Consider the following 17902-nt stretch of genomic DNA (forward strand, 5'->3'; position numbering starts at 1 on the left):
CCTCACCGCGCGCAGCAGCGCGAGCGGCGGGGTCCACGGGAGCGATCGTCACCCCGCCAGTCTATCGAACGCATGTTCGATTCACCAGACTTGTCCACAACTCAGAGCACGAAGCCCCGGAGCGGCGCCACGTGGAGGAGCCGGCATCGACTGACGTTCATCATGGCGCTCGTCGACCTGAGACCCAAGCGTGAGTCGGGTTGCAAGTTGTCGCGACCAGCCCGCGTGCAGGGGCGCCGCGCCGGCCGGCCGCGCGTAGAGTCCTGCAGGTCACAGACGTGGGGAGCGGGAATGAGCACAGCACGTTCGCGCGCCTGGTCGGGTGCGGTGCCCGACGAGGTCGTCGTGGTCGGCGTGCACCCCGAGCAGGACGTGCGAGTCCTCGCGGCGGCCGCCGGTCTCGCCACGCGGGTCGGTGCCGGCCTCGTCTGCGTGTGGGTCGATCCGACGCGGCGCACCGTTCGGAGGGACGACGACGGGACGCTCGAGATGACCCCGCTCGACCCGGACGACGAGGATGCCGAGCAGGACGCCGAGGCCGACGAGATCTCGAACCGGATCGGTCGGCGCCTGGCCGGGAGCGGTCCCGCGTGGCGGTTCGTCGTCGCCGCCGGCGAGATCGCCTCCGAGCTCGCGGCGGTGAGCGAGCGGTACCCCACCTCGTACGTCGTCGTCGGCTCGCGCCGTCCGGGGCTGACCGGCTGGATGAACGAGGCGATCGGCGGGTCGGTGGCCGGCCGCCTCGCGCACACCCAGCCGCACCCGGTCGTCGTCGTCCCCCTGGCGCCGACCCGATGACGACCAGGCACCACCTCGACCCCGCGCTGGTCGCGATCGTCGCGGTCGGGGGAGCCGTCGGCAGTGCGGTCCGGTACGGCGTCAGTCACGCGCTGCCGCCCCAGCACGGGCTGCCCGTGGGGACGCTCGTCGAGAACCTGCTCGGCGCATTCCTGCTCGGCGCCCTGCTCGAGTCCCTCCTGCGCGCCGGACCCGAGGACGACCGGCGCCGCAAGCTGCGGCTCGGGCTGGGGACGGGTGTGCTCGGCGGGTTCACCACCTACTCGGCGCTCGCGCTCGAGGTGCAGCGGCTGTGGGCCGGCGGCGACGTGCCACTGGCCGTCGGCTACGGGCTCGGCACGGTCGTCCTCGGGTTCGTGACCGCCACGCTCGGGATCGTCGTCGGCGCGCGTCTCGGGGCGCGACGCGAGCGGACGGACGGGGGAGCCGAGTGATCCTCCTGCTCGTGAGCGTGCTCGGCGGCCTCGGCGCTGCGACCCGGTTCGTCGTCGACGGCTGGATCCGCGGCCGGACCTCGGGAGGGCTGCCGGTCGCGACTATGGCGATCAACATCACGGGCTCGCTGCTCATCGGCTTTCTCGCGGGCGCTCTCGCAACGGGAGCCCTCGAGCCGAACGCGTACGTCGTCGCCGCGACCGGGTTCTGCGGCGGCTACACCACGTTCTCGACCGCCAGCATGGAAACCGTCCGGCTCGCCCAGGAGGGCGCCTACCGGCGCGCGCTGGTGGCCGGGCTCGGCACGCTCGTCCTGACCGTGCTCGCGGCGGCTGCGGGGGTCGGTCTCGCGACCGCACTGCTCTAGCCTGCGACAAGATCGACCTGACGACTAGGGAGGTGGGCAGGTGGACGCAGCACTCGTGGTGTCGATCGGTGTGATCGCGGTCGTGCTGGTCAACGCGTGGGCGAAGCGCGTCGGCGTCGCGGCGCCGTTGATCCTCGTCGCGGTGGGTGTGGCGGTGAGCTTCCTGCCCTTCGTGTCCGCGGTCGAGATCGAGCCCGAGTGGATCCTTGCTGGCGTGCTGCCGCCACTGCTCTACTCGGCGGCCGTCTCGATGCCGACCATGGACTTCCGCCGCGACTTCGGCACGATCGGCGGGCTGTCGGTCGTGCTCGTCGTGCTGACGTCCGTCGCGCTCGGGTACTTCTTCGCCTGGGCCATCCCCGACATCGGGCTCGCCACCGGCATCGCGCTGGGTGCCGTCATCAGCCCGACCGACGCGGTCGCCACGTCCATCGGCAAGCGACTCGGCGTGCCGCCGCGGGTCGTGACCGTGCTCGAGGGCGAGAGCCTGCTCAACGACGCGTCCGCCCTGGTGATCCTCAAGTCGGCCATCGCGGCCTCGGCCGTGAGCGTGTCGCTGTGGGGCGTGGCCGGCGACTTCCTGAAGTCGGTCGTCATCGCGGTCGCCGTCGGTGCCGTCGTCGGCGTGCTCAACCTGCGCGTGCGTGCTGTGCTCAAGGACGCCGCGGCGTCGACCGCGATCTCGTTCATCACCCCGTTCGTGGCGTTCGCGCCGGCCGAGCACTTCGGAGCGAGCGGGCTCGTCGCTGCCGTGACGGCGGGTCTGATCACGGGACAGGGGTCGGCCAAGTACCTGCGCGCACAGGACCGTCTGTCCGAGACCACGAACTGGGCGACCGTCGAGGTCCTGCTCGAAGGCGGGGTCTTCCTGACGATGGGCCTGCAGCTGTTCGGTTTCGTCGACGAGGTGCGCGACGAGCACGGCTCGATCGGCAGCGCTCTGTGGCTCGGCGCCGCGGCGGTCGGGATCGCGCTCGTGCTCCGGTGGGGCTACGTGGGCACGGTGCTGTGGGCCGGCCGGCACCAGCGCTACGACGCCGACGAGTTCCGTGACCGCGTCGCGCAGGGCGAGGAGTTCTTCCGCCAGCAGCAAGAGCATCCCGAGCTCCAGCGAGGCCCGAGCAACCCCGACCGCCTTGCTCGGCGGCAGGCGAGCTGGGTCCGCCGCGTCACGCAGCGGGTCGCCGACATGGACTACCTCGCGGCCCAGCCGCTGCGGCGACGCGAAGGTGCGGTGCTGGTGTGGGCGGGTATGCGCGGCGCCGTGACGGTCGCCGCCGCACAGTCGTTGCCGGGTGGCGACGGCCCCGACGCGACTCCGCAACGTGCGCTCCTGATCCTCATCGCCTTCGTCGCCGCGGGCGGCAGCCTGCTCGTCCAGGGAGGGACGCTCGGCTGGGTCGTACGCCGTCTCGGCCTGGGCGGGTTACGGCAGGGCGACGACGAGGAGCGGGCGCGCTTGCTGGCGGCCATGGCGGAGGCGTCGCTCGCGGTCGTGGACGACCCCGACCTGAGGCGGCCCGACGGGACGCCCTACACCCCGCGGGTCCTCGAGATCACCCGCAAGCGCGCACAGTTCGAGCAGGACGAGGAGAGGCGGGAGCAGAGCCGTCAGGTGACGGACGAGCTCCACGACCTCTCGCTGCAGATCATCGCGGCTCAGCGCGACGTGCTGCTCGAGGCACGCTCGCTGGGCACCTTCAGCTCGGCGGCACTCACGTCGGCCCTCGGCGTGCTCGACGCGGACCAGATCCGCATCGAGCTCCAGGGTGGGAACGGCGAGGACGAGTAGCTCAGCCCCGGTCGAGCGTGGCCCGCGGGCGCACCTCGAGCGTGACCGCGGCATCGGCCCCGAGCAGGGCCCGGGCGCTCTCCGGCACGGGCACGCGGACGCGCCAGCTCTGCGGCGCGGGCTCCTCGTCGGACAGCGGCGTGTCCCGGGCCGGGTCCGGCACCCAGTCGCGGATCGCGCTCTTCAGCGCCGAGTTCCACACGCCCCACGTCGCCGGCTTCCCGTCCGCGCCCTGGCCGATGTCGACGACGAGGACGTCCGCCCAGTCGGCGGTCTGCTCGAGGTGGTCGACGAAGGACAGCAGCCCGCGCTTCCTGCGCAGCGACAGCAGCGAGAGCCGCAGCACGTGCCGCATCGTGGCGACGCGTGCCCCGGTGGCGTCCGTCGGACGGGTCGCGTCCGACGAGAGGTAGGTGTGGACCAGGGGCACGGGCGTGCCGACCGAGTCGCCGACGGGTCGCCGCTCGATCTGGATCGGGCACAGGTGCGCCGCGCTCTGCTCGTGCAGGGTCACGGGCAGCCCGCGGATCGACAGCGCGGCGTCGAGCTGCCAGATGGTGTCGTCGTCGGGCGCACCCTGGATGTCGAGACCGGTCAGGGTCGCGACCACTTCGAGGTCGCCGAACAGGAACCTGCGCAGGTTCTGGTAGCCCTCCTCGGAGTTGACGATGCCGTAGCGGCCCGAGTGGCTGCGATGCACGAACGCGCGGGGGGTGTCACGGACGTAGGCGTTGTCGATCTGGACCAGCCCGTCGCTGCGCGCCCCGACCGCCTTGGCGGACAGCCCCTTGGCCACGTCGTAGTCGCCCGAGTCCGTGCCGATCAGGCAGAACAGGCGGTCGTGCGGGAAGCCGCCGACCGGCATGACGGTCGCGTCGAACGCCCCGGCCGGCACCGCGACCTTCGTCGGCGTCAGGTACTCCTTCATCCGCGCCGGCCCGAAGATGTCCGCGCCCTGCAGACCCGTCGCGTCGCGGAGCTTCTCGAGGAGCCCGAAGCCGATCGCGAACTCGATCCCGCCGTGCGGGGTGGCGTAGGTGAACACGCGGTCGACGAGCGCCGCGGCCGAGTCGAGCGCGCCGCCGATGGCCGGGTCGTCGGGGATCGTCTGCTGCAGCATGGACCGCACGACGAGGCCACCCATCGAGTGCGCCACGAGGAAGACCCGGGGCGCGCCGGTCTGCTTGCGGACGAGCAGCACGAGCTCGAGCAAGGACCGGGCCGCCGCCTCGATGGAGAACGCGTTCGGGTCCTTGGTCAGCAGCGGCGCGAACTCGTCGTAGAACCGGTGCACCCAGATCGACGCGGCCGGCACGGTGTCCGGCTCCTGGTCGGCGAGGTAGGACGCCTGGTTGCCGTGCACGAGCAGCTGGTAGCCCTGGTCGCCCATGAGGCGGAGCAGCGGGCTCTCGAACTGGTGGAAGGCCGGGCGGTCGGCGCCGTCGACGCGCACCTGCACCGAGCCCTCGTTGAAGCCGTAGAACGGGTCACCGACCGCGTTGTCGATGCCGGCAGGGCCACCTGCGAACCCGCGGACGTAGATGACCGGCAAGCGGCCGTCGCCTGGATAGGACACGCCGTGCTCCTCGGGTCGCGCTGCGTGTCCCCGGTGGACGACGCCGTCGTCGACCAGGATCCTCGCGCCGTCCCTCAGATACCAGGAGTGCGGCGCACGGACCCGGGAGCCCGTGCGCCGCCCCGGATCACTTCTTGAGCTTGATCGTGACCGCCGACGAGACCTGCTTCTGCAGGTGCGAGGTGGCGGGGGAGACGATGCGGTAGCTGCCCGCCTTCTTCACCGTGACCTTCGTCGACCAGTGGCCCTTGGAACCCGTGACCTTGACCGACTTCACGTTCTTCCAGGACGAGGTGCCCTTGGCCTTGAACTGCACGACGACCTTGGAACCCTTGGCGACGGGACGGTACTTGTACGCGACCGTCGCGGTCGCCTTCTGGTAGGTGACCGTGCCCGAGAGCGTCGTGGTCTTGTTCTTCTTGACCGACGTGGCCGACGCGTGCGGCTTGGTGGTCTTGACGTCGTTGCGGATGTAGCCGGTCGCCTTGACGGTGAACTCGGTGTCGACGTCCAGCGCGGGGTCCTGCGCGTAGCGGTACGCGACGACCTTGGCGGACACCTTGCAGGGACCGGAGGTGACGTAGCGGCCGATCGTGGTCGTCGTCGAGCGCTTCGACTCGAACTTGATCGGCTGGACCCACGTCGACGAGCCGTCCGTCCCGGGAACGCTGAGGTAGGCGTTGCAGCTCTTCGCGCCCTTCACCTCGATCGAGGCGTACCAGTGCACGGCCTTCTCGCCGTAGTCGTACCCGTCGACCACGTCGTGCGCAGCGGGCGGCGTGACGACCTTGAGGGTCAGCCACTTCTTGTCGCTGATCTTGCCGAGCTTGTTCTTCACGTCGTGGACCGTCAGCGTCGCGGTGACGCCGGACTTCTTGACGACCTTGGTCTGTGCCTGTGCCGATCCGGCCACGAGGCCGAGGCTGAGGGTCGCGGCCAGGGCGGCTGCGACGATACGGGCGGAAGTGCGCATGGTGACTGTGTCTCCCCTGTGTGCCGTGCGATGACGCAACGGTGTCTACCAGGCGAAGTCGCAGAAAGTGCCCGAGGCACGCAGGACGAGATGAAACCGACACTCAGCCGTCGACGGGGTGCACCGATCCGCCGGTAATCCGGACGAGTTCCTCGAAGCTGGTGGGGAACACCGTGTGCGGCGTGCCCGCGGCGGCCCAGATGCGCGTGTAGTCGGCCAGGGCCTCGTCGACGACGGTCTCGATGGGGTCCGGGTGGCCCACCGGGGAGACGCCGCCGATCGCCTGGCCGGTCGCGGTGCGCACCTGGTCGGGCGTGGCGCGCACGATCGCCGTGCGGTGCAGGCGCCGGGCCAGTGCCGCGGTGTCGACGCGGTGCCGGCCGCTCGTCATGACCAGCAGCGGCCGATCGTCGGCCCAGAACACGAGGCTGTTCGCGATCGCGCCGACCTCGCAGCCGAGCGCGCCGGCGGCCAGGACTGCGGTCGCTGCGGAGTCGGGGAGGGCGACGACCGCGCCGCGGACGCCTGCGCGCTCGAGCGCATCGGCGACGAGCTGCGTGCGCGCCGGGAGCCGGGTGGTGTCGGTCACGAACAGATCATGCCTGAGGAGCGCGTCTGCGTGGCTGAAGTCGCACGTTCGGCAGGTCGGGCGCCGGGATCCGCACGCCGTCGTGCCCGGCCACGGTGCCGAACCGGTCGCTCGACGTGTCCGACGCCCACGCGGCCCTCGCGTCCGCGATGTCGGCGTGGGTGCGGCCGACGAAGTTCCACCACATGACCAGGTCGTGCTCGAACCGGGCGCCGCCCAGGAGCAGCAACGTGGCGCCATCGTGCGACTCGACCGGCACGGACGCGCGTCCCTCGCCGAGATACAGCAGGGGTCCGGGGGCGACGTCGGTGCCGGCCACTCGGGCCGTTCCGGACAGGACCAGGACGGCGTGCTCGAACGCCTGGTCCAGCGGCACCTCGACGCGACCGCGGGGCTCGACGACGACCTCGGCGCCGAGCAGCGGGGTGTGGACCCCGGCGGGAGACCGCGCCCCGTCCAGCTCCCCGATGAACACCGTGGCCCGTGCGCCCCGCGACTCCCACGTCGGCAGGAACGTGACCTGCTCGAACGCAGCCGGGCCGCCCGCGGCGCCGTCGGGCAGCGCGACCCACAGCTGGACGGCGTGCAGCAGGGGAGCGGAGCCGAGCGAGAACTCCGAGTGGGAGACACCGCGGCCGGCGGTCATGAGGTTGAGCTGCCCGGGTCGCACGACGACGTCCGAGCCGAGGCTGTCGCGGTGCCGGATCTCGCCGGCGACGGGCCAGGTGACCGTCTGCAGGCCGGTGTGCGGGTGCGGCAGGACCCGCATGTCCACATGCTGCGGCCCGAACTCGTCCAGGAAGCACCAGGCGCCGACCATCGGCAACGCCCGCTGCGGCAGCGTGCGGCGCACCTCCATCGCGCGCAGCCCGCCGAGCGGCACCTCGCGCGGCTCGTACAGCTCGGCGACAGCGCCGGCGTCGGCGTGCGCCGCGCAGAGCTCGGGTGCCGGGCGGGCCTCCAGGTTGGTCACGAGACCACTCTGCCCGAACCGGCGCCCGGATGGACCTCACATCGCGCGCTCCCCGCGCGTCTGCACACTGTGACGTGGGAGGTGGGGATGGACGAGCCGTTCGAGCGGGTGGTGGCGCAGCACGGCGCGACCGTGCTGCGTGTCTGCCGTGCGGTGCTCGGTCCCGCCGACGCTGACGACGCCTGGTCCGAGACGTTCCTGTCCGCGCTGCGCGCGTGGCCCGACCTGGACCGTGGTGCGAACGTGCAGGCCTGGCTCGTGACGATCGCGCACCGCAAGGCGATCGACGTGCTCCGCGCGGCCCAGCGCCGCGCGGTGCCGGTGGCCGAGCTCCCCGACGCCGTCGCCGCGCCCGCGGGCCGCGACCTGGACCTGTGGTCGGCGCTCGCGCGGCTTCCGCACAAGCAGCGCCACGCCGTGGCGCTGCACCACCTGGGCGGTCTCCCGTACGACGAGGTCGCCGGGGTGCTCGGGGGCACTCCGGCCGCCGCCCGGCGAGCGGGTGCCGACGGCGTCGCGACGCTGCGCCGCACCTACCAGGCGACGATCGACGGAGGGGACCGATGACCACGCTGGACGCACCCGTGACGCCCGACGACCTGTCCAGGCTGCACGCCGACCTCGCCGCACGGGCTGCCCGGGAGGGGCTGGTCGACGTCGCCTACCGGACGCTCGACGGCCCGTTGGGGCCGCTCCTGCTCGCCGCGACCCCGGCCGGCCTCGTGCGCGTCGCGTTCGCGGTCCAGGACCACGACGCCGTGCTGAGCGACCTCGCGACGCGGATCAGCCCGCGTGTGCTCGCCGCGCCCGGACGGCTCGACGACGTCGCGCGGCAGCTCGACGAGTACTTCGCGGGCCGTCGCCGCGCGTTCGACGTGCCGCTCGACCTGCGGCTCGTCGGCGGGTTTCGGCGCGTGGTCGTCGAGCACCTGGCCGACATCGGCTACGCCCACACCGCCAGCTACGCGGCGATGGCGGCCGCGGCCGGCAGTCCTCGGGCGGTGCGGGCGGTCGGCACGGCGTGCGCGCTCAATCCCGTCCCGGTCGTCGTGCCGTGCCACCGCGTGGTGCGATCCGACGGGAGCCCCGGTCAGTACGCCGGGGGAGCCGACGCCAAGCTCACGCTGCTCGACCTCGAGACGCGGGTCGGCGCCTAGCTCAAGCCAGGGGCCAGGCGACGAGCCGGGGGATCCCCTCCGGTGCGACCGCGGCCAGGGCGAGGAAGCGGGCCTCCGCCCGGTGCAGACGGATGTGCTCGTCGAGCGACCACGTCGGGCCGTTCGTCAGCTGCATGCCGCACGCGCACGCGATCCCGACCCGGCCGTCCGGCAGGGACTCGACGAGCCCGACCGTGGTGTGGTCGGTCGCCGCACGCACCTTGGCGTGGCGCATCTCGGCGCTGACGGCCTCGGCGGGGAGCAGTTCGTCGGTCACGACGCCCATTCTCGGCTATCGCAGCGGCGTGATGCGTCAGCGCTCGGTGCCGACCGTCTCGTCGACGAGCTGGTCGAGCTCGAACGACTCGTCCCAGGTGCCGCCGCCGAGGCTCGGCATCATCTGCCGCAGGCGCGGCTGCCAGGCGTCGGACCGCTCCGGGAAGCAGCGCTCGAGCAGGTCGAGCATGGTCGCGACGGCCGTCGACGCGCCGGGCGAGGCGCCGAGCAGGCCGCTCATGGTGCCGTCCGCGGACGTCACGAGCTCCGTGCCGAACTCCAGCACGCCGCCGCCCTTGGCCTTCTTGATGACCTGGACCCGCTGGCCAGCCGTGATGAGCTCCCAGTCGCGGGGGTGGGCCGTGGGCATGAACGCCCGCAGCGTGCGCAGACGGGCCGTGTCACCGGCCGTCACCTCGCCGACGAGGTACTTCACCAGGCCGGTGTTCTTCGCGCCGACCGCGAGCATCGGCACGATGTTGCCGGGCCGGATCGAGCGCAGCAGGTCGGTCCACGAGCCGTGCTTGAGGAACTTCATGCTCCAGCCGGCGTACGGGCCGAACAGCAGCGCGGTCTCGCCGTCGACGACGCGGGTGTCGAGGTGCGGCACGGACATGGGCGGGGCGCCGATGTCGGCCTTGCCGTAGACCTTCGCCTGGTGCTGCGCGACGATCTCGGGGTTCGTCGTGCGCAGGAACTGGCCGCTGATCGGGAATCCGCCGAAGCCCTTGGCCTCGGGGATGCCCGAGCGCTGCAGCAGGCGCAGCGCGCCGCCGCCGGCGCCGATGAAGACGAAGCGCGCGGTGAGCGTGCGGGCGCGGCGGTGGCCGTTCCAGCGGCGGTCGCGGACCGTGACCCGCCAGGTGCCGTCGCGGCGCTGCTTGAGCTTGGTGACCTCGCTCTCGAGGTGCAGACGCGCACCGCGCTCGACCGAGTCGGTGACCATCGACGAGGCCAGCGCACCGAAGTCGACGTCCGTACCGGCGGCTGCGCGCGTCGCGGCGATCGGCTGCGCCGGGTCGCGGTCCGTGACGAGCAGCGGTGCCCACAGTGCGATCTGCTCGGGGTCGGTGCTGAACTCGAGGTCGGAGAAGAGGGGGTGCTTGCGCAGGGTCTCGAACCGCCGGCGCAGGTAGTCGACGTTCTCCTCGCCGCGCACGAACGTCATGTGCGGGGTGGTCGACAGGAAGCCGGTGCCGCCCGGGAGGCGGTCGTGCGTCGAGAGGTGGTTCCAGAGCTCGCGCGAGATCTCGAACTGCTCGTTGATCGTCACGGCCTTGGTGATGTCGATCGAGCCGTCGGCGCGCTCGGGCGTGTAGTTGAGCTCGCAGAGGGCCGCGTGGCCCGTGCCGGCGTTGTTCCAGGCGTTCGAGCTCTCCTGTGCGAGGCCGTCGCGGCGCTCGTGGATCTCGATCGACCAGGACGGCTCGAGCTCCGAGACGAGGGCTGCCAGGGTGGCACTCATGATGCCGCCTCCGACCAGGAGGACGTCCACGTCTGCTGTCACTGACTTCGCGCGCTCTACCACGCCTTCGATCGTATGTTGACGTCGAGAATCTCCATGGCGAGGAACGTGTGATCTTGATTACGTCCGCGTGAGACGAGTACCCCGGCCAGGGCCCGCCGCCCAGCGGGTGGTCTGGGGGTGCACCGACGCCCGCCGCGCGGTAGAACCGGAGCATGAGCCGCGACCGCGACCTGACGTCCGACCCCTCCGCCGAGCACCTCGCCGACCGCGAGCACGCGCAGGCCGACCTCGATGCCGCCGACGCGCGCTCGGGTGGTGACCCGGACCGCGCGCCGCGGTCGCTGCACGCCGTCGAGCTCGAGGCCGACGACGAGGCCATCGCGAGCAGCGACGACTGGGACGACCCCGAGCGCCTCTAGTCAGCGCATCCTGAGCAGGCGGGCCCGCACGGCCCGCAGCAGCTCGAACCCGTCTCCGCCCTGGACTACCGCGATGCCGTCGCGCACGGCCGCGCGACCAGCCGCGACGCCCTCGATCGTCGGCGCGGGGACGCCGTGCGCCAGGACGTGCTCGCCGTAGGTGAGCTGGCGCAGCAGGATCGCGCGGACCTGGTCGGGGAAGTGCTGGGCCGCGCCCGCGTAGATCTCGGGGTCGTGCTGACCGTCGTCGCCGACGAGGACCCAGGTGATGTGCGGCAGCTCGGTCATGAGTCGCCGCAGCTGCGTGACCTTGTGCCGAGGGCCCGAGCGGAACCAGCCGGTGTTCGTCGGCCCCCAGTCGGTCAGCAGCATGGGTCCGGCGGGGAAGCCGTGGCGGCGCAGGAAGCGGCCGATCGCCGGAGCGGCGTTCCAGGCCCCGGTCGACAGGTAGACGACGGGGATCCGGGGGTCGTAGGCGAGCAGGTCGCGGTAGAGGTCCGCCATCCCGGGCACGGGCTCGCGCGCGCCCTCGTGCCGGACCAGCACGTTCCACGCCGCCACGAACAGTCGCGGCAGGCGGGTGACCATGACGGTGTCGTCGATGTCGCTCACGAGGCCGAACTTCACCTCGGGGTCGATGACGTGCACCGGCGCCGTGACCGCGGTGCCGTCGGTGGTGACGAGCTGGATCTCGTGCCAGCCGGGAGGCAGGTTCGCCTCGACGAGCACGTCGAGGTACCCGCCGCGGTCCGTCACGACGTGGTGCACGAGGTCGCCGACCCGGATCTCGACGGGCGCGCCCGCGACCTGCGCGGTGGCGAAGCTACGCCAGCCGCGCACGGCGGGGGCGGTCTCGGAGCCGGTCTGCGCACTTCCGCCGGCACCCGGCAGGTCGGACGCCCGGACCGTCGGCGCCGCGAGCAGGGTGCGCGCCAGGACCCGGACCCAGCCGGGTGCGCCGTAGCCCGCGTAGGGCTCGATCCGCACGGTCCAGCCCCGGCGGCGCATGCGGTCGGCGATCCGACGGTCGAACGCGTCCTCGAGGCGGGCGGCGAGGTGGAGCTCGGGCGCTGCGCCGGGGTGGGACGAGCCCGGCCGGACGACGCCGGGGCGGGCCGCGCGCAGCACCGCCCGGCCACCGGGCTGACCCGGGGCCGGGCGGTCGCTGGCGGGACTCACTTGGCGGCGCTGCCGGCCGCTCGGGCCGCGCCCTTCTCCGTCTGGGCGCCGTCGGTGCTCAGGCTGCCGCCGGCGGACTCCAGGTGCGCACGCACGAACCAGTGGAACAGCTCGAGCTCGTGCAGGTGGCCGATGAGCAGGTCGTTCGTCACGTCGTCGAGCTCCTCGACGTCCGCCGCGGCCTTGCGGTGGTCGGTGATGACGCCGACGTACACCTCGTCGAGCGCGCCGAGGTGCTCGATGGCACCGGCGCGGCCGATGGAGTAGTCGTCCCACGTCCGGGCGGCGACGAGTGCCCCCGGCGTGCCGACCGGCGCGCCGCCCAGGGTCGCGATCCGCTCTGCGATCGCGTCGACCATGAGGCGGACCGCGTCGACCTGCGGGTCGATCATCTCGTGCACCGCGATGAAGTGCGGACCGACGACGTTCCAGTGGATGTGCTTGAGGGTCAGCGCCAGGTCGTTGAGGGCGTCGAGCCGCGTCTGCAGGACGCGGGCGGTCTCCGCACCCTCCTCCTTGGTGAGGGAGGGAACGGTGTACTTGGGGAGGTCCTTGCGCGCCATGGGCTTGCTCCTTCGTGTGTTCGTTGTCCGGTCGAGCTTGGCCCCAACGCTGCCTCACCTGCGCGTCCGCCGCCACGCGAGACGTGCGCTGTGCGCGAACTGTTCAGGCCTCGTCGAACGGGTCGCCGCGCTCCGTGAACCGCGCGGCCACCTCGGCCGCGGTCAGGTGCACCATGCCGGGCTCGACCTCGTCCCACCAGCGGGGCGCCGCGACCCACGGGCGGTCGCGGCCGCGCAGCGAGTACGGCGTGATCGTCGTCTTGGCCGGGTGGTTCTGCGACCAGTCGAGCAGCACCTTGCCGCCCCGGATCTCCTTGCGCATGACCGCGACCAGCAGCTTCGGGTGCGCGGCGGCGAGCTCGTAGGCGATGTCGTGCGCGTACTGCCGCACGCCCATCACGGCCTCGGTCCCGGGCAGCTCGGCGTACAGCTGCATCCCCTTGCTGCCGGAGGTCACCGGAACGATCGTCGTCAGCCCGTCCTCGCGCAGCCGGTCCGCCACCAGGTGAGCGACCCGCGCGCACTCGTCGAGCCCCGCGGGCGGGCCGGGGTCGAGGTCGATCACGAGCCGGTCGGGCGGCCTGACGCCGCCGCGCGGGCCGACGCGCCACTGCGGCGTGTGCAGCTCGAGCGCGCCCTGGTTCGCGGCCCAGACGAGACCCGCGAGGTCGTCGATGAACGGCAGCTCGAGCTCGGCGCCCTCGTCGTCCGATCCCGGCGCCGCGCGCAGGCGCTGACGGCGCAGCCAGTCGGGCGCACCGCGCGGGGTGTTCTTCTCGAAGAACTTCTCCGACGCCACACCACCGGGCCACCGGATCCGGGTCACCGGTCGGTCGGCGAGCTGGGGCAGGATCGCGTCCGAGACGCGCACGAGGTAGTCCATCACCTCGGCCTTCGTGGTCCCCGTGGCGGGGTACATGACCTTGTCGAGGTGGCTCACGCGCACCGCGCGGCCGCCGACGTCGACGACCTGGCGCTCCGGGCTCATGCGCGCTCCCACGGGTCGGGCTCGGTGTCGGTCCGCAGGCCGCGGACGACGGGCTGGCGCAGGCGCCCGGTCGGGGTGCGGGTCAGGTAGCGGGTGTCGACGACGAGCACGGGCGTGCACCAGTGGGCTCCGCGCGCGTCCTCGGGCGGGACCTCGTCGGCGAAGGGTGAGTCGGCCTGGCCGGCGTGTGCGAGCAGCGTCGTCAGCGTGGTGGCCAGCGTGCCCGTGAGCCCGCTGCCCGCGCGGCCGAGGTAGCGCAGCGCGCCGTGCTCGTCGGGCGCCCCGAGCAGCAGCGCCCCGAGCCGCCCGGTCCCGGTCGACTCGCCGCGCCAGCCGCCGACGAGAGCGGCGCGCGTGCCGTGGTGCGCGGCTTTGACCCAGTCCGGCGACCGGCGGCCGGCCCGGTAGGTCGACGAGCGCCGCTTGGCGACGACTCCCTCGAGCCCGTGCTCGGCCGTGATCTGCCACAGCCCGGCGCCGTCGTCGTACGCGGGGGAGAGCTCGACGTGCTCGGGAAGGTCGAGCGTCTCGAGCACGGCACGGCGCTCGTCGTACGAGTGGCGTGCGAGGTCGTCGTCGGCCGCCCGCAGGACGTCGAACACGAGGTAGGTGACCGGCGAGCGCTCCGCGAGCGCCTGCGCGCGTCGCGCGTCGCGCACGTGCATGCGCTCGGCGAGGGCCGCGAACGAGGGTCGCCCGTCGGACATCTGGACGATCTCGCCATCGAGCACGACGCCCGGCAGCGACGCCAAACCCGTGAGCTCGGGGTACGCGGCGGTGATCTCCCGCTCGTTGCGGCTCCACAGCCGCGGCACGCCTGACGTGGTGTCCGCGATGGCCCGGACGCCGTCCCACTTGACCTCGAACGACCAGTCCGCACCCGTCGGCAACACGCCGGGCGAGGGGGCAGGGGTGGCGAGCATGGGCAGCACGGGTCCATCCTGCCCAGGAAGACAGTCGGAGCACAGGACGAGAGGCATGGACATGCGAGCGATCTGGAAGGGCGCGGTGGCCTTCGGGCTGGTCAACGTGCCCGTGCGCCTCTACTCCGCGACGGGTGAGCACGAGGTCCGGCTGCACCAGGTGCACGAGGAGGACGGCGGGCGCATCCGCTACAAGAAGGTGTGCAGCCTCGACGGCGAGCCCGTCGAGATGTCGGAGATCGCGAAGGGCTACGAGACGGCCGACGGCGAGCTCGTGGTGCTCACCGACGCGGACTTCGGCAACCTGCCGCTCGCGACCGAGCGGGAGATCGAGGTCATGGAGTTCGTGCCGGCCGACCAGGTCGACCCGATCATGCTCGGCAAGACCTACTACCTCGAGCCCGACAAGACCGCGGCGAAGCCCTACGCGCTCCTGCGTGGCGCGCTCGAGGCGGCGGACCGGGTGGCGGTGGTCAAGGTCGCGCTGCGCCAGCGCGAGTCGATGGCCGTGCTGCGCGTGCGGGACAAGGTGATCTGCCTGCAGACGCTGATGTGGCCCGACGAGGTCCGCGAGGCCGACTTCCCGATCCTCGACGGCGACGTCTCGGTCAAGCCCGCCGAGCTCGCGATGGCCAGCTCGTTGATCGAGTCGCTGGCCGCCGACTTCGACCCGTCGCAGTACGAGGACCGGTACGCGGCCGCGCTCGAGGAGCTCATCGAGCAGAAGGTCTCCTCGGGGAAGACGCAGGCGCTGCCCGTGCCCGCGGGCGAGAAGGACGAGGGTGCGGGCGAGGTGGTCGACCTGCTCGCGGCTCTGCAGCGCAGCGTGGAGAAGGCCCGCACCGCGCGCGGCGAGGACGCGCCGGCCGAGCCCGCGAAGAAGGCCAAGAAGCCGAAGAAGTCGGGTGACGACGACGACACGCCGGCACGTCGCACGCGGCGCAAGGCCTCGTGAGCGCTGACCTCGGGACGCGGCGTGACGACGCCGTCGCAGCACTGCGCCGCGTCGCGTTCCTGCTCGAGCGGTCGCAGGCCAGCTCCTACCGCAGCGAGGCGTTCCGCACGGCGGCGGCCGCGGTCGAGAAGGTCGCGCCTGACCGGCTCGACGCGCTCGTGGCTGGCTCGTCGCTCACGGACCTGACCGGCGTCGGCGCGCGGACGGCCGAGGTCGTCGCGCTCGCGTGGCGCGGGCGCCCGGTGCCCTACCTCGTGGGGCTCGAGGAGGAGCTCGCTGCGCTGCCCGAGCCCGACGCCGACGCGGCCGAGCTGCGGGTCGCGCTGCGCGGCGACCTGCACGCGCACACCGAGGCGTCGGACGGGTCGACGCCCATCCAGGAGATGGTCCTGGCGGCGCTCGAGCTCGGCCACGAGTACCTCGCGATCACGGACCACTCGCCTCGCCTCACGGTCGCCAACGGGCTGTCCGCGCCCCGGCTACGTGCGCAGATCGCGCAGGTCAGCGCGTTGAACGCGGCGATCGACCCCTTCGTGGTCCTCACCGGCATCGAGTGCGACATCCTCGACGACGGCTCGCTCGACCAGGACCCGGACCTGCTCGACGAGCTCGACGTCGTCGTCGCCTCGGTCCACTCCAAGCTGCGGATGGACCGCGCGGCGATGACGCGCCGGATGGTCGCCGCGGTGAGCAACCCGCGCACGGACGTCCTCGGGCACTGCACCGGGCGACGCCTGACGGGCAAGCAGCGGCCGCAGAGCGAGTTCGACCCGCACGCGGTGTTCGACGCGTGCGCCGAGCACGGCGTCGCGGTCGAGATCAACTGCCGCCCCGACCGGCTGGACCCGCCGCACGAGCTCCTGGCGATCGCCGTGGCCGCCGGGTGCGTCTTCAGCATCGACACGGACTCCCACGCGCCCGGCCAGCTCGACTGGCAGCTCACCGGCGCGACACGTGCCGTGGCTCACGGGATCACCCCCGATCGGGTCGTGAACTCGTGGCCGGTGGCCGACCTGCGGGCGTGGACGCGCGGAAACACGCCTGACAGGCGTTAGGGTCGACGGCGGCACAGGGGACATCGCGGCATCGCGGTCGTCCCGCAGCCCGGCCCGGCCCCTCGGGTCCGTATCCACAGTGAAACAAGGAGCATCTTTCGTGAGCGTGAACCGCACCGAGCTCGTCCAGGCCGTCGCCGCCAAGGCTGGTCTCACCAACGCCGAGACCGACAAGGCCCTCAAGGCCTTCCAGGAGGTCCTGGTCGAGCAGCTCGCCGCAGGCGAGGGCGTGACGATCCCCGGCTTCCTGGCCGTGGCCCGCGCCGACCGCGCCGCCCGCACGGGCATCAACCCCCAGACGGGCGAGAAGCTCGAGATCCCCGCGGGCTACCGCGTGAAGATCACGGCAGGCAGCGCGCTCAAGCGCGCCGCGCAGGGCTGAGCCCCGACGCACCTGACGCCGGCCCTCGATCCCTCGGGATCGGGGGCCGGCGTTCTGCGTCTCAGCGCTCGGCCGTCGCGCGCGCCGACACGACGCGGGGCAGCACCCACCACGCGGCCCCGAGGACGACGAGCGACGCCAGGCCCATCGCGACGCCCGCGGTCCGTGAGACCACGACGTCGAACAGCAGCATCGCCGCCCCGGACAGGACCAGGGCGAGCACCAGGAGCCCGGCGCGTGCGAACGAGTCGCCCACCGAGACGAGCGCGGACTTCATGCCTCGGCGGAACAGCGCCCGGTGGATCGCCACGGGGGCCAGGATCAAGGCGGTGGCGACGACCGCGAGCACCACGAGCACGAGGTAGAGGTCGCGCTGGAAGGCGTCGAGGTCGCCGAACCGCTGCTGGAACGGGATCGTCAGCAGGAAGCCCATGAGGATCTGGGTGCCCGTCTGCGTGACGCGCAGCTCCTGCAGGAGCTCGTCCCAGTTGCGGTCGGCCCGCTGGTTCCGGGTCTCGCTGCGACCGTCGGTCGGGTCCACGTCAGGCTCGGTCACGTCGTCTCCTTCGTCGCGTGCTCGGATCATGCCGTACCCGGACCACGGGCGCACGGCTGCGAGACTGGGGCACGTGAACCGACTGCACGACTCCGACCGCCGCGACTTCGCCTCCGACAACTACGCGGGCGCGCACCCCGAGGTCCTCGCGGCGCTCGTCGAGGCCAACGGCGGCCACCAGGGCGCGTACGGCGCCGACGACTACACCGCGCGCCTGCAGGAGGTCGTCGCGGGCCACTTCGGTGCGCAGGCCAGCGCCTGGCCCGTGTTCAACGGCACCGGCGCGAACGTCCTGTCGCTGCAGTCCGTGCTGCCGCGCTGGGGCGCCGTGATCTGCGCCGAGACGGCGCACATCCACACCGACGAGAACGCGGCACCCGAGCGCGTCGGCGGGCTCAAGCTGCTCACCGTGCCCACACCGGACGGCAAGCTCACGCCCGAGCTCGTCGCGAGGCAGGCGTGGGGGTTCGGCGACGAG

22 protein-coding genes are annotated in these 17902 nt (G+C 72.6%); 11 read left to right on the top strand and 11 right to left on the bottom strand.

Annotated elements, in window-relative coordinates; genetic code table 11:
* Positions 1-291: 291 nt before the first annotated feature.
* Genes D1825_RS06030 through D1825_RS06045 form a run of 4 tightly spaced genes read left to right on the top strand, consistent with a single transcriptional unit; the run spans position 292 to position 3392 of the window.
* A complete protein-coding gene (locus D1825_RS06030; protein ID WP_158580684.1) occupies positions 292-798 on the top strand; it encodes a universal stress protein in 507 nt (168 codons plus the stop codon).
* Positions 795-1232, top strand: coding sequence for a fluoride efflux transporter FluC (locus D1825_RS06035; protein ID WP_118766545.1), 438 nt, complete (start codon positions 795-797; stop codon positions 1230-1232). The genes D1825_RS06030 and D1825_RS06035 overlap by 4 nt, the downstream gene beginning before the upstream one ends.
* Before the next feature lie 11 nt (positions 1233-1243).
* Complete coding sequence (gene crcB / locus D1825_RS06040) at positions 1244-1600, top strand: fluoride efflux transporter CrcB (RefSeq protein WP_233549659.1); 357 nt, start codon at positions 1244-1246, stop codon at positions 1598-1600.
* Positions 1601-1640: 40 nt separating this feature from the next.
* On the top strand, positions 1641-3392 hold the full coding sequence (locus tag D1825_RS06045) for a cation:proton antiporter (protein ID WP_118766547.1): 1752 nt from the start codon (positions 1641-1643) through the stop codon (positions 3390-3392).
* Between the two features lies 1 nt (position 3393).
* Here the strand turns inward: D1825_RS06045 and D1825_RS06050 are convergent, their stop codons facing one another.
* From D1825_RS06050 to D1825_RS06065, 4 genes are all read right to left on the bottom strand, one after another.
* A complete protein-coding gene (locus tag D1825_RS06050; RefSeq protein ID WP_118766548.1) occupies positions 3394-4968 on the bottom strand; it encodes an esterase/lipase family protein in 1575 nt (524 codons plus the stop codon).
* A gap of 127 nt (positions 4969-5095) precedes the next feature.
* Positions 5096-5941, bottom strand: a complete 846-nt coding sequence (locus D1825_RS06055; protein ID WP_118766549.1) for a hypothetical protein — start codon at positions 5939-5941, stop codon at positions 5096-5098.
* Positions 5942-6044: 103 nt separating this feature from the next.
* On the bottom strand, positions 6045-6536 hold the full coding sequence (locus D1825_RS06060; RefSeq protein ID WP_199721515.1) for a YbaK/EbsC family protein: 492 nt from the start codon (positions 6534-6536) through the stop codon (positions 6045-6047).
* Between the two features lies 1 nt (position 6537).
* Complete coding sequence (locus D1825_RS06065; RefSeq protein WP_118766551.1) at positions 6538-7503, bottom strand: pirin family protein; 966 nt, start codon at positions 7501-7503, stop codon at positions 6538-6540.
* Positions 7504-7590: 87 nt separating this feature from the next.
* Here D1825_RS06065 and D1825_RS06070 point away from each other — a divergent pair, with 87 nt between their 5' ends.
* Both D1825_RS06070 and D1825_RS06075 read left to right on the top strand, forming a co-directional pair.
* Positions 7591-8070 carry an RNA polymerase sigma factor gene (locus D1825_RS06070; protein ID WP_118766552.1) on the top strand — a complete coding sequence of 160 codons (480 nt, stop codon included), beginning with the start codon at positions 7591-7593 and terminating at the stop codon, positions 8068-8070.
* Positions 8067-8660, top strand: a complete 594-nt coding sequence (locus D1825_RS06075; protein WP_199721512.1) for a methylated-DNA--[protein]-cysteine S-methyltransferase — start codon at positions 8067-8069, stop codon at positions 8658-8660. The genes D1825_RS06070 and D1825_RS06075 overlap by 4 nt, the downstream gene beginning before the upstream one ends.
* Before the next feature lies 1 nt (position 8661).
* Here the strand turns inward: D1825_RS06075 and D1825_RS06080 are convergent, their stop codons facing one another.
* A complete protein-coding gene (locus D1825_RS06080) occupies positions 8662-8937 on the bottom strand; it encodes a hypothetical protein (RefSeq protein ID WP_407643304.1) in 276 nt (91 codons plus the stop codon).
* 36 nt (positions 8938-8973) lie between these two features.
* Complete coding sequence (gene mqo, locus D1825_RS06085) at positions 8974-10464, bottom strand: malate dehydrogenase (quinone) (protein WP_199721513.1); 1491 nt, start codon at positions 10462-10464, stop codon at positions 8974-8976.
* A 152-nt stretch (positions 10465-10616) separates the two neighbouring features.
* On the opposite strand from mqo, the gene D1825_RS06090 reads away from it, so the two are divergent.
* Positions 10617-10823, top strand: coding sequence for a hypothetical protein (locus tag D1825_RS06090; protein ID WP_118766555.1), 207 nt, complete (start codon positions 10617-10619; stop codon positions 10821-10823).
* Here D1825_RS06090 and D1825_RS06095 read toward each other — a convergent pair whose 3' ends face one another.
* The 4 genes from D1825_RS06095 to D1825_RS06110 all read right to left on the bottom strand — a co-directional run bounded on the left by D1825_RS06095 (position 10824) and on the right by D1825_RS06110 (position 14476).
* The gene (locus D1825_RS06095) at positions 10824-12002 is read right to left on the bottom strand and encodes an App1 family protein (protein WP_233549661.1); all 1179 of its coding nucleotides are present in this window, start codon (positions 12000-12002) and stop codon (positions 10824-10826) included. It lies immediately after the preceding gene.
* Positions 11999-12565: a Dps family protein gene (locus D1825_RS06100; protein WP_118766556.1), complete on the bottom strand. Its 567-nt coding sequence runs from the start codon at positions 12563-12565 to the stop codon at positions 11999-12001. The genes D1825_RS06095 and D1825_RS06100 overlap by 4 nt, the downstream gene beginning before the upstream one ends.
* A gap of 103 nt (positions 12566-12668) precedes the next feature.
* Positions 12669-13553: a non-homologous end-joining DNA ligase gene (ligD, locus tag D1825_RS06105; protein ID WP_118766561.1), complete on the bottom strand. Its 885-nt coding sequence runs from the start codon at positions 13551-13553 to the stop codon at positions 12669-12671.
* The gene (locus tag D1825_RS06110) at positions 13550-14476 is read right to left on the bottom strand and encodes an ATP-dependent DNA ligase (RefSeq protein ID WP_118766562.1); all 927 of its coding nucleotides are present in this window, start codon (positions 14474-14476) and stop codon (positions 13550-13552) included. Before D1825_RS06110 ends, ligD begins: the two co-directional genes overlap by 4 nt.
* A gap of 61 nt (positions 14477-14537) precedes the next feature.
* Between D1825_RS06110 and ku the strand changes: the two genes are divergently transcribed.
* The 3 genes from ku (at position 14538) to D1825_RS06125 (ending at position 16868) form a co-directional block, all read left to right on the top strand.
* The gene (gene ku / locus D1825_RS06115) at positions 14538-15431 is read left to right on the top strand and encodes a non-homologous end joining protein Ku (protein ID WP_118766563.1); all 894 of its coding nucleotides are present in this window, start codon (positions 14538-14540) and stop codon (positions 15429-15431) included.
* Positions 15428-16486, top strand: a complete 1059-nt coding sequence (locus D1825_RS06120) for a PHP domain-containing protein (protein WP_118766557.1) — start codon at positions 15428-15430, stop codon at positions 16484-16486. The genes ku and D1825_RS06120 overlap by 4 nt, the downstream gene beginning before the upstream one ends.
* A gap of 100 nt (positions 16487-16586) precedes the next feature.
* The gene (locus D1825_RS06125) at positions 16587-16868 is read left to right on the top strand and encodes an HU family DNA-binding protein (protein WP_118766558.1); all 282 of its coding nucleotides are present in this window, start codon (positions 16587-16589) and stop codon (positions 16866-16868) included.
* 61 nt (positions 16869-16929) lie between these two features.
* On the opposite strand, the gene D1825_RS06130 is transcribed toward D1825_RS06125, so the two are convergent.
* Complete coding sequence (locus D1825_RS06130; RefSeq protein ID WP_233549662.1) at positions 16930-17424, bottom strand: DUF6328 family protein; 495 nt, start codon at positions 17422-17424, stop codon at positions 16930-16932.
* A 28-nt stretch (positions 17425-17452) separates the two neighbouring features.
* On the opposite strand from D1825_RS06130, the gene D1825_RS06135 reads away from it, so the two are divergent.
* A partial coding sequence (locus tag D1825_RS06135; protein ID WP_233549663.1) for a threonine aldolase family protein occupies positions 17453-17902 on the top strand: 450 nt, incomplete at its 3' end.

The organism is Cellulomonas rhizosphaerae (genome assembly GCF_003470205.1).
Taxonomy (GTDB): domain Bacteria; phylum Actinomycetota; class Actinomycetes; order Actinomycetales; family Cellulomonadaceae; genus Cellulomonas; species Cellulomonas rhizosphaerae.